Source organism: Streptomyces sp. NPDC006393, from assembly GCF_040628575.1.
GTDB lineage: Bacteria > Actinomycetota > Actinomycetes > Streptomycetales > Streptomycetaceae > Streptomyces.
Genome location: NZ_JBEXZD010000104.1, coordinates 18,795 through 30,320, shown reverse-complemented (window position 1 = coordinate 30,320; position 11,526 = coordinate 18,795). Strand labels below are relative to the sequence as shown.

The window sequence follows — 11,526 nt, the reverse complement described above, 5'->3', positions numbered from 1 at the left end:
AGCAGGCCGTGAAGACCTGGCGCGGTCAGGCCGCCGAGGGCATCGAGGACCTCGCCGAGGAGGTCGAGGCACGGACCCTGGCGGCACCGTCCGCCCTTCAGATCGGGGTCGCTAGCAATGCAGCACGGCAAGTACCGGTTCATCGTGGGGTTCCTGGCCCTGCCCCTGGGGCTGTACGCGCTCTTCGTCGTGTGGCCGTTCATCCAGTCCATCTACTACTCGTTCACGGACTGGACGGGCCTGAGTCCCGACTTCAAGATGGTCGGGTTCGACAACTACAAGAGGATGTTGGACGACGACATCTTCTGGAAGTCGTTGCAGCACAGCCTGCTGTTCGCGCTGGTGCTGCCGGTGGTGACGCTCGGTCTGGCGCTGTTCTTCTCCTTCATGATCAATGTCGGCGGCCGGCGCAGGAAAGGCGGCCCGGCCATCACCGGCGTCCGCGGCTCCTCGTTCTACAAGATCGTCTACTTCTTCCCGCAGGTGCTGTCGATCGCCATCGTCGCCATCCTGTTCGCCTTCGCGTACAACCCGGACAGCGGCGCGATCAACTCGCTGCTGAGCGCGGTCGGGCTCGACAGCGTCCAGCCGCTGTGGCTGGGCGACCCGAACCTGGCGCTGTGGTGCGTGATGGCCGTGCTGGTCTGGTCGACGACCGGCTTCTTCGTGGTCCTCTTCTCCGCCGGTATGGCCTCCATCCCGGCCGATCTGTACGAGGCCGCGCTGCTCGACGGCGCCAGCCGGTTCGCCACCTTCTTCCGGATCACCCTGCCGCTGCTGTGGGACACCGTGCAGTCCGGCTGGGTCTACATGGGCATCCTCGCCCTCGGCGCGGAGTCGTTCGCGGTCGTACAGATCATGACGACCGGGCCGGGCGGCCCCGACTACTCGACCACCGTCATGGTCCTGTACGTGTACCAGAAGGCGTTCCGTGACGGTCAGGCCGCCTACGCCACCACGATCGGCGTCGCCCTGCTGGTCGTCACGCTCGCCTTCGCGGCGATCGTGATGCGGCTGGGCCGGCGCGAGCGGCTGGAGTTCTGATCATGAAAACGACCGAGACCCCCGCCCCCGTACCGGCCGAGTCCGGCGCCACCGTCTCCAAGGTCGGCGTGCCGGCCGGAAGGGACACCCGGCAGAAGAAGGAGGGCGGTGTCCTCAACGTCTTCTCCCATGGCGTCCTGATCATCTGGGCGATCATGGTCGTCATGCCGCTGGTGTGGGCGGTGATGACGTCCTTCAAGACCGACGGCGACATCTTCGGCTCGCCCTGGTCGCTGCCCGACAAGCTGCACTTCGAGAACTGGTCGCGCGCCTGGAGCGACGCCCACATGAGCGAGTACTTCCTCAACACCGTCCTGGTGGTCGGGGGCTCGCTCATCGGCACGCTGGTGCTCGGCTCGATGGCGGCGTACGTGCTGGCCCGGTTCGACTTCCCGGGCAACCGGTTCATCTACTACCTCTTCATCGGCGGCATGAGCTTCCCGATCATGCTGGCGCTGGTGCCGTTGTTCTACGTCGTGAACAACATGGGGCTGCTGAACACCATCCACGGGCTGATCCTGGTCTACATCGCCTACTCGCTGCCCTTCACGGTGTTCTTCCTGACGGCGTTCTTCCGGACCCTGCCGACCTCGGTGGCGGAGGCCGCCTTCGTGGACGGCGCCTCGCACACCCGGACGTTCTTCCAGATCATGCTGCCGATGGCCAAGCCCGGCCTGATCAGCGTCGGGATCTTCAACTTCCTCGGGCAGTGGAACCAGTACATGCTGCCGACGGTGCTCAACACCGACCCCGACAAGCACGTGCTCACCCAGGGCCTGGTGCAGCTGGCCGTGAGCCAGGGCTACAAGGGCGACTGGTCCGGTCTCTTCGCGGGCCTGGTGATGGCGATGCTGCCGGTCCTGGCCGCGTACATCGTCTTCCAGCGCCAGGTCGTGCAGGGCCTGACGGCGGGCGCCCTGAAGTAGCTCGGAGGCCCTTCTCGGGCCCGTTCGCCGTCGCGCGTCCACGCCGAAGCCGCCCCCGGCCGCCGGGGGCGGCTTCGGCGTGCCTTCGCAGCCCCTCCTGCGGCGATCGGCGGCCCTCCTGCCACGATCACCGGCGGAGCGCTCCGGCGCGCCCTACCACGGCTCCACAGGTGTGTCCAAGGACCCGGAAACGGTTCAACCTCTTGACGGGAGGCAACCCGAACGGCTCATCTTAGAGTTCACTTGTTGGATAGACGGGGCCTCACCGGAGCGGCCCCGCGCTCAGGAGGTCGTCGTGGAGACTCCAGGGTCGCAGTCGTCGCTGCACCGAGCCAACCTGGAGCGGGTCGTACGTGCCGTGCGTCTTGCCGGTTCCCTCACGCAGGCGGAGATCGCGCGGACCACGGGTCTGTCCGCGGCAACGGTCTCCAACATCGTGCGCGAGCTGAAGGACGGCGGAACGGTCCAGGTCACACCCACGTCAGCGGGCGGCCGCCGGGCCCGCAGCGTGTCCCTGAGCGGCGACGCCGGGATCGTGATCGGCGTCGACTTCGGGCACGCGCATTTGCGGGTCGCGATCGGGAACCTGGCCCACCAGGTGCTCGCCGAGGAGTCCGAGCCGCTGGACGTGGACGCCTCCTGGGTGCAGGGCTTCGACCGGGCGGAGGAGCTGGTCAACCGGCTGATCGCGGCCACGGGGGTGGACCGCTCGAAGATCGCCGGCGTGGGCCTCGGCGTGCCCGGCCCGATCGACGTGGAGTCCGGCACGCTCGGCTCCACGGCCATCCTGCCCGGCTGGGGCGGCATCAAGCCCGCCGAGGAGCTGCGGGGGCGGCTCGGCGTGCCGGTGCACGTGGACAACGACGCCAACCTCGGCGCCCTCGGCGAGCTGGTATGGGGCAGTGGGCGCGGGGTGCGCGACCTGGCCTACATCAAGATCGCCAGCGGTGTGGGCGCCGGTCTGGTCATCAACGGGAAGATCTACCGAGGCCCCGGCGGCACAGCGGGCGAAATCGGGCATATTACACTGGATGAATCCGGCCCGGTCTGCCGCTGCGGAAACCGTGGCTGCCTGGAGACCTTCACCTCCGCGCGCTACGTCCTGCCGCTGCTCCAGCCCAGTCACGGCCTCGACCTGACCATGGAGGGCGTCGTACGGCTGGCGCGGGACGGTGACCCGGGTTGCCGTCGGGTGATCGCCGACGTCGGCCGCCACATCGGCAGTGGAGTCGCCAATCTCTGCAATCTGCTCAACCCGAGCCGAGTGGTCCTCGGCGGTGATCTCGCGGAGGCCGGCGAGCTGGTGCTCGGGCCGATCAGGGAGTCGGTCGGGCGCTATGCCATCCCCAGCGCCGCACGCCAACTGTCCATTCTTCCGGGGGCACTTGGGGGTCGTGCGGAGGTGCTCGGGGCGCTGGCCCTGGCGCTCAGCGAGATGGGTGATTCCACCCTTTTGGATGGAAGTACGCCCGGCGCCCTGCCCGTGGCCACCCCTGCCTTCACTTAGAGAACGGATGGCACCGTTGCCATCTCGTTAAGGATTTACTTCTTGACGTCGCACGTGTGGCCGAGTTGACTTCCAGCCACCTCGGCCGCAACGACGCGGCCTCGTCAGGGAGGTTTGAAGAAGTGAACACGCGTATGCGTCGTGCGGCCTTCGCCGTTGCTGCTGGTGCCATGGCCGTCTCGCTCGCCGCTTGCGGCAGCGCCAAGGAGTCCGGGGGCGACTCGTCGAAGTCGTCCTCCAGCAGCGAGAAGAAGGGCGACGACATCACGGTCGGCCTGCTTCTGCCGGAGAACCAGACCGCTCGGTACGAGAAGTTCGACAAGCCGATCATCGAAAAGCAGATCGCTGAGCTGACGAACGGCAAGGGCAAGGTCGATTACCTCAACGCCAAGCAGGACGCGACCCTCCAGTCGCAGCAGATCGACACGATGATCACCAAGAAGGTCGACGTGCTGATCCTCGACGCGGTCGACTACAAGGCCGTCGCCCAGGGCGTGAAGAAGGCCAAGGACGCCGGCATCCCGGTCGTCGCCTACGACCGCCTCGCCGAGGGCCCGATCTCCGCCTACACCTCGTTCGACAACGTCGAGGTCGGCAAGACGCAGGGCGAGGCCCTGCTGAAGGCCCTGGGCGGCAAGGCCAAGTCGGGCAAGATCGTCATGATGAACGGCTCCGTGACCGACCCCAACGCCGCGCAGTTCAAGAAGGGCGCCCACGAGGTGCTCGACGGCAAGGTGAACATCGGCAAGGAGTACGACACCAAGGAGTGGAAGCCGGAGAACGCCAACGCCAACATGGAGGGCGCCATCTCCGCCCTCGGCAAGGACAAGATCGTCGGCGTCTACTCGGCCAACGACGGCATGGCGGGCGGCATCATCACCGCGCTCAAGAGCGCGGGCCTCAAGACGCTTCCCCCGGTCACCGGTCAGGACGCGGAACTCGCGGGCGTGCAGCGTATCGTGGCCGGCGAGCAGTACATGAGCGTCTTCAAGTCGTACCCGCAGGAGGCCGAGACCGTCGCCAAGATGGCCGTCTCGATCGCCAAGACCGGCAAGGTCGACAGCTCGCTGAAGACGAGCACCGTCGACAGCGGCACCGAGAAGGGCATCCCGTCGGTCATCGTCCCCGTCGTCTCGCTGACGAAGGACAACATCAACGACACGGTCGTCAAGGAGGGCTACTACACGGTCGGCGAGATCTGCACGGCCAAGTACAAGGCCGCCTGCGACAAGATCGGCCTGAAGTAACACCTCCAGGGCCGCCCGACCGGCGGCCCCGCTGACCGCACGGGACACCGCGCCATCGATCGCGCGTACCCCGTGCCAGCACGTCCGGTGCCCTGCCGCCGACAGCCCCGCAGCACAACGGCGGGGCGCCGGACGGAACACCCCCCTCACTCCTCATGTTCAACCTCCCGCCGGGGTCAGGCTCAGGCGGCGAAGGAGATGGTTCACGTGTCCGCTACGCCCGTGCTGGCGTTGCGCGGGGTCTCCAAGCGATTCGGTGCCGTCCAGGCGCTCACCGACGTAGAGCTTGAGGTCCACGCCGGAGAGGTGGTCGCCCTCGTCGGCGACAACGGCGCCGGAAAGTCCACCCTTGTCAAGACGATCGCGGGCGTACACCCCATCGATGACGGTGTCATCGAGTGGGAGGGCAAGCCCGTCGCGGTGAACAGGCCGCACGACTCCCAGAACCTGGGCATCGCGACGGTCTACCAGGATCTTGCCCTGTGCGACAACATCGACGTGGTCGGCAACCTGTTCCTCGGCCGTGAGATCAAGCGTCGCGGTGTTCTGGACGAGGTCGAGATGGAACGCCGCTCGCGCGAGCTGCTGGACCAGCTCTCGATCCGTATCCCCAGCGTCCGTATCCCGATCGCCTCCCTCTCCGGCGGTCAGCGCCAGGTCGTGGCCATCGCGCGCTCCATGCTCGGCGAGCCCAAGCTGGTGATCCTCGACGAGCCCACCGCCGCCCTCGGTGTCGAGCAGACCGCACAGGTGCTCGACCTGGTCGAGCGGCTGCGCGAGCGCGGTCACGCCGTGATCCTCATCAGCCACAACATGGCCGATGTCAAGGCCGTCGCCGACAAGGTGGCCGTCCTGCGTCTGGGACGCAACAACGGCGTCTTCGAGGTCAAGACGACCTCGCAGGAAGAGATCATCTCCGCCATCACCGGCGCCACGGACAACGCCGTGACCCGTCGTGCGGCGCGCACCAATGGGGAGATCAAGAAGTGAGCAGCATCGACAAGACCTCCACGTCTCCCGAGGACCACGCCGTGGACAACCCCGAGGCGGCAGCGGGCGCGGCGACCGTCGTGGACCCCCGCCTCCTCGTGCGCGAGCAGGGACTCGCCGGCTACCTCGGCGAGTTCAAGCGCAAGGTGCGCGCCGGTGACCTCGGCGCCATCCCGGTCGTCATCGGCCTCATCGTCATCTGCGCGATCTTCCAGAGTCTCAACTCGGCCTTTCTGGGCGCGGAGAACCTCAACAACATCTTCGTCGCCATGGTGGCCACCGGCATGATGTCGGTCGGCATCATCTTCGTGCTGCTGCTCGGCGAGATCGACCTGTCGGTCGGCTCCGTCTCCGGCGTCTCCTCGGCGATCATGGCCGTGATGAGCGTCACCCACGGAGTGAACGAGTGGCTCGCCGTCGTCACCGCCCTCGCGGCCGGCGCGGTCATCGGCGCCCTGCACGGCTTCTTCTTCGCCCGGATCGGTGCTCCGGCGTTCGCCGTGACCCTGGCCGGTCTGCTGTTCTGGAACGGCTTCATGCTCCAGATCCTGGGCTCCAACGGCACGATCAACATCGACGGCGAAGGCGTGGTCGGCAAGCTCACCACGTACTACTTCTCGGACGTGGCCGCCGCCTACCTCCTCGCTGTCCTCGCGGTCGTCGGATACTTCCTGTCGGCCTTCCTCGGTAACCGCCGCCGCGAGGCCGCGGGCATCCCGTCCCGTCCGCTGAGCGACATCGTGCTGCGCACCGTGCTGCTCGCGATCGCCGCATTCGCCGTCGCGATCATGTTCAACCAGTACAAGGGCCTGCCGCTCGCGGTGCTGCTCTTCGCGGTCGTCCTGGTCGGCAGCGACTTCGTGCTGCGCCGTACCGCGTACGGCCGCAAGATCTTCGCGCTCGGCGGCAGCGTCGAGGCCTCCCGCCGCGCCGGCATCAACGTCACCGCGGTCCGTGTCTCGGTCTTCGCCATCGCGGGCCTGTTCGCCTCGGTCGGCGGTCTCTTCTGGGCCTCCAAGATCGCGGCCGCCAACCAGAGCGCCGGCTCCGGCGACCTGCTGATGAACGTCATCGCCGCGGCCGTCATCGGTGGCACCAGCCTCTTCGGTGGTCGGGGCCGCACCTGGAACGCGCTGCTCGGTGTACTCGTGATCACATCGATCCAGTACGGCCTGGCCCTGCAGGGCATCGCCACCCCGATCCAGTACATGATCACCGGTGGTGTCCTCCTCGCCACGGTCGTCATCGACTCGGTCACCCGCAAGACCCAGAAGTCGGCCGGCCGCGCCTGACCGCAGCCGACCGGCCCGGCCGACCGTTCCGGCCGACCACAGGGCTGTGCCCGGCACCGACACAGGTGCCGGGCACAGCCGCGCCCCGGGGTCGTTTCCGCGGGGTACAGCCGTTCGGGCTACGACCCACCGCCCGCGCACCGGCCGCTCGGGCGGAACATTAGACTCGTCGAGCCCGGCGAAAGCTCGATCAGCTCTACTGCAAGGAGGCACGGGTGCCGCTGCTGACCCGCATCAGGGGACCGCGCGATCTGGACCGGCTCAGCCTGGAGGAGCTGGATCAGCTGGCAGAGGAGATCCGGACCTTTCTCGTCGACGCGGTCTCCAAGACCGGCGGCCACCTCGGTCCCAACCTCGGTGTGGTGGAGCTGACCATCGCCCTGCACCGCGTCTTCCACTCGCCGAAGGACAGGGTGCTGTGGGACACCGGCCACCAGTCCTACGTGCACAAGCTGATCACCGGCCGGCAGGACTTCTCGAAGCTGAAGATGAAGGGCGGCCTGTCCGGCTACCCCTCCCAGGCCGAGTCCGAGCACGACGTGATCGAGAACAGCCACGCCTCCACCGTCCTCGGCTGGGCCGACGGCATCGCCAAGGCCAACCAGATCCTCCAGCGCGACAGCCATGTCGTCGCGGTCATCGGCGACGGCGCGCTGACCGGCGGTATGGCCTGGGAGGCGCTGAACAACATCGCCGACGCCAAGGACCGCCCGCTCGTCATCGTCGTCAACGACAACGAGCGCTCCTACGCGCCGACCATCGGCGGCCTGGCCAACCACCTCGCCACCCTGCGCACCACCGACGGCTACGAGCGCTTCCTCGCCCGGACGAAGGAGCTCCTGGAGCGCACCCCGGTCGTCGGCAGGCCGCTGTACGAGACGCTGCACGGCGCGAAGAAGGGGTTCAAGGACTTCATCGCCCCGCAGGGCATGTTCGAGGACCTGGGCCTGAAGTACGTCGGCCCGATCGACGGCCACGACATCGAGGCCCTGGAGTCCGCGCTGACCCGCGCCAAGCGCTTCGGCGGCCCCGTGATCGTGCACTGCCTCACCGAGAAGGGCCGCGGTTACCAGCCCGCCCTCCAGGACGAGGCCGACCGCTTCCACGCCGTCGGCAAGATCCACCCCGACACCGGCCTGCCGATCGCCACCTCCGGCGCCGACTGGACGAGCGTCTTCGGCGACGAGATGGTCAAGCTCGGCAAGGAGCGCCGGGACATCGTGGCCATCACGGCCGCCATGCTCCAGCCGGTGGGCCTGGACAGGTTCGCCAAGGCCTTCCCCGACCGGGTCTACGACGTCGGCATCGCCGAGCAGCACGGCGCCGTCTCCGCGGCCGGCCTCGCCCACGGCGGCGTGCACCCGGTCTTCGCCGTGTACGCCACCTTCCTCAACCGCGCCTTCGACCAGGTCCTGATGGACGTGGCCCTGCACAAGTGCGGAGTCACCTTCGTCCTGGACCGGGCCGGCATCACCGGTACTGACGGCGCCTCCCACAACGGCATGTGGGACATGTCCATCCTCCAGGTCGTCCCGGGCCTGCGCCTGGCCGCGCCCCGCGACGCCGACCAGGTCCGCGCCCAGCTGCGCGAGGCCGTGGAGGTGAAGGACGCCCCGACCGTCGTGCGCTTCTCCAAGGGCGCCGTCGGCCCCGCCGTACCCGCCGTGGGCCGCGTCGGCGGCATGGACGTGCTGCGAGAGCCGGGCACCGACACCCCGGACGTCCTGCTGGTCTCCGTCGGGGCGCTCGCCCCCATGTGTCTGGAGATCGCGACACTCCTGGACAAGCAGGGCATCTCCACCACCGTCGTCGACCCGCGCTGGGTCAAGCCCGTCGACGAGGCCATGGCTCCGCTCGCCGAACGCCACCGCGTGGTCGTCACCGTCGAGGACAACTCCCGCGTCGGCGGGGTCGGCTCCACGATCGCCCAGGCGCTGCGCGACGCGGGCGTCGACGTGCCGCTGCGCGACTTCGGCATCCCGCCCCGCTTCCTCGACCACGCCTCGCGCGCCGAGGTGATGGCGGAGATCGGCCTGACCGCGCCCGACATCGCCCGTCAGGTCACCGGCCTCGTCTCCCGGCTCGACGGCCGGTTCGAGCGGACGGCCGCCGAGGTCGACTCGGCGGTGCAGCCGGCACGCGACTAGACCCGCCCGCCGGACGGCCACCAGGACCTCCGGACCGGGCACGGACCGCGGTCCTGAACGGGCACGGACCACGGCCCGGACCGGGCACGGACCACGGCCCGGACCGGGCACGGACAACGGTCCTGAACGGGCACGGGGCTTGGCCCGGACCGGGCGCGGAGTCGGGCCCCGACCGGGCACTGAGCCTGGCCCTGACCGGGCACGGACCCCCGTCCCGAACCGGCATCCCACTGATCCCGGAATGGGCCGGTTCCGTCACCTCCTACGGGTGGCGGAACCGGCCCTTCTGCGTGAACCTGCCAGTGCCGGGGCATACGCATCCCCAGCCCTCTCGATCATGTCGAGCCATGTCGAGGCGACAAGCGTGGGAGGTAGGCCCGTGAGCAACACGCTGTTCCGGACGAAGAACGTCGAACAGTCGATCAAGGACACCGAGGAACCCGAACACGCGCTCCGAAAATCCCTGTCCGCCCTCGACCTGACCGTCTTCGGCGTCGGTGTCATCATCGGCACCGGCATCTTCGTCCTGACCGGCACGGCCGCCAAGGACACCGCCGGGCCCGCCGTGTCGCTGTCGTTCGTCGTCGCCGGTGTGGTCTGCGCGCTCGCCGCCCTCTGCTACGCCGAGTTCGCCTCCACGGTTCCCGTCGCCGGATCGGCGTACACCTTCTCCTACGCCTCACTGGGGGAGTTCCCCGCCTGGATCATCGGCTGGGACCTGGTGCTGGAGCTCGCGCTCGGCACGGCGGTGGTCGCCGTCGGCTGGTCCGGCTACATCCACTCACTGCTCGACAACGCGGGCTGGCACCTGCCCGAGGCGATCAGCGGCCGGGACGCCGCCACCGGCTTCGGCTTCGACATCCTCGCCGCCCTTCTCGTCCTGGTCCTCACCGCCATCCTCGTCCTCGGCATGAAGCTCTCCGCGCGGGTCACCTCGGTGGTCGTCGCCGTCAAGGTGGCGGTCGTCCTCATCGTCATCGTCGCCGGCGCCTTCTTCATCGACGGCGACAACTACGACCCGTTCGTCCCCAAGGAGCAGCCGGTCGCCGCGGGAGGCAACCTCAAGGCACCGCTCATCCAGCTGATCTTCGGCTGGGCGCCGTCCGACTTCGGCGTCATGGGCATCTTCACCGCCGCGTCCGTCGTCTTCTTCGCCTTCATCGGCTTCGACGTCGTGGCCACCGCCGCCGAGGAGACCCGCCATCCGCAGCGCGACGTGCCGCGAGGCATCCTCGGCTCGCTCGTCATCTGCACGGCCCTGTACGTCGCCGTGTCGATCGTGGTGACCGGCATGCAGAAGTACAGCGCGCTGTCCGTGGACGCCCCGCTCGCGGACGCCTTCAAGTCCACCGGGCACCCCTGGTTCGCGGGCCTGATCAGCTTCGGCGCCGCCGTCGGCCTGACCACGGTGTGCATGATCCTGCTCCTGGGCCAGGCCCGCGTCTTCTTCGCGATGAGCCGCGACGGCCTGCTGCCCCGCTTCTTCTCCCACACCCACCCGCGCTTCCGCACCCCCTACCGCCCGACGATCCTCCTCGGCGTCGTCATCGCGATCATCGCGGGCTTCACCAGCCTGAGCGAACTGGCCGAGCTGGTGAACATCGGCACGCTGTTCGCCTTCATCGTCGTCGCGATCAGCGTGATCATCCTCCGCAGGACCCGCCCCGACCTGCCCCGCGCCTTCCGCACCCCGCTGGTGCCGTTCGTCCCGGTCCTGTCGGTCCTGGCCTCCCTGTGGCTGATGCTGAACCTGCCCGCCGAGACCTGGCTGCGCTTCGCCATCTGGATGGCGATCGGCTTCGTCGTCTACTTCCTCTACGGCCGCACCCACAGTCGGCTCGCCCTCCGCGAGCAGGCCACCACCACCGGGACCCCGGGCACAGGCGCCACCGGCACCCCCTGACAGCCGGGCCGGGCCCGGCGTGATCCAAACGAAAGGCCCTAAGGGGGTGTCTCGCCGCGCACCGCCCGCGGCCCGGTGACCTCGGCGCCCAACTCGCCCACCCGCCGCCGCAGTTCCCGGTCGGCCGTGACGACGAGGGCGGGCCGCGGGGCGGCCTGCTCGACCAGTTCGACGATGCGGTCGTCACCGCTGCCCGCGGCCGGCTCCACGCGTACGCCGGGCACGGATTCGACCCCGCGGGCCACGCCCTCGACGACGAGCAGGATCTCCACGGGGCCCGGACGGCCGGGCAGCCCCTCGCGGGCCAGCCGGTCCCGCAGCCGCTCGGTGGCCGCCTTCCGGTCCCGCCACCACCCGTCGGGCACCGACCCGACCGTGTTCGCGGCATCGACGATCACGAGCAGGGCAGGAGTGTCGTCCATGGGATCAGGGTCGCACGGCGCCCCGAGGGCGGGTACGGCCGGGCCGGG

9 protein-coding genes are annotated in these 11,526 nt (G+C 68.8%); 8 read left to right on the top strand and 1 reads right to left on the bottom strand.

Features of this window, described 5'->3' with window-relative positions; translation table 11 throughout:
* Positions 1-117: 117 nt before the first annotated feature.
* The 8 genes from ABZ484_RS30965 to ABZ484_RS30930 all read left to right on the top strand — a co-directional run bounded on the left by ABZ484_RS30965 (position 118) and on the right by ABZ484_RS30930 (position 11,056).
* Entirely contained in the window at positions 118-1,044 is a 927-nt protein-coding gene (locus ABZ484_RS30965) for a sugar ABC transporter permease (protein ID WP_358869232.1), read from the top strand.
* Between the two features lie 2 nt (positions 1,045-1,046).
* Entirely contained in the window at positions 1,047-1,970 is a 924-nt protein-coding gene (locus ABZ484_RS30960; protein ID WP_358869231.1) for a carbohydrate ABC transporter permease, read from the top strand.
* A gap of 295 nt (positions 1,971-2,265) precedes the next feature.
* Entirely contained in the window at positions 2,266-3,477 is a 1,212-nt protein-coding gene (locus ABZ484_RS30955; RefSeq protein ID WP_358869230.1) for an ROK family transcriptional regulator, read from the top strand.
* 122 nt (positions 3,478-3,599) lie between these two features.
* On the top strand, positions 3,600-4,724 hold the full coding sequence (locus ABZ484_RS30950; protein ID WP_358869229.1) for a sugar ABC transporter substrate-binding protein: 1,125 nt from the start codon (positions 3,600-3,602) through the stop codon (positions 4,722-4,724).
* A 198-nt stretch (positions 4,725-4,922) separates the two neighbouring features.
* A complete protein-coding gene (locus tag ABZ484_RS30945; protein WP_358869228.1) occupies positions 4,923-5,714 on the top strand; it encodes an ATP-binding cassette domain-containing protein in 792 nt (263 codons plus the stop codon).
* On the top strand, positions 5,711-7,006 hold the full coding sequence (locus ABZ484_RS30940) for a sugar ABC transporter permease (RefSeq protein WP_358869227.1): 1,296 nt from the start codon (positions 5,711-5,713) through the stop codon (positions 7,004-7,006). The genes ABZ484_RS30945 and ABZ484_RS30940 overlap by 4 nt, the downstream gene beginning before the upstream one ends.
* Before the next feature lie 215 nt (positions 7,007-7,221).
* Positions 7,222-9,153 carry a 1-deoxy-D-xylulose-5-phosphate synthase gene (gene dxs, locus ABZ484_RS30935; RefSeq protein WP_358869226.1) on the top strand — a complete coding sequence of 644 codons (1,932 nt, stop codon included), beginning with the start codon at positions 7,222-7,224 and terminating at the stop codon, positions 9,151-9,153.
* 379 nt (positions 9,154-9,532) lie between these two features.
* Positions 9,533-11,056, top strand: coding sequence for an amino acid permease (locus ABZ484_RS30930; RefSeq protein ID WP_358869225.1), 1,524 nt, complete (start codon positions 9,533-9,535; stop codon positions 11,054-11,056).
* A gap of 38 nt (positions 11,057-11,094) precedes the next feature.
* Here the strand turns inward: ABZ484_RS30930 and ABZ484_RS30925 are convergent, their stop codons facing one another.
* Positions 11,095-11,478 (bottom strand): NTP pyrophosphohydrolase, encoded by a 384-nt coding sequence (locus ABZ484_RS30925; protein ID WP_358869224.1) that lies wholly within the window; start codon positions 11,476-11,478, stop codon positions 11,095-11,097.
* Positions 11,479-11,526 lie beyond the last annotated feature (48 nt).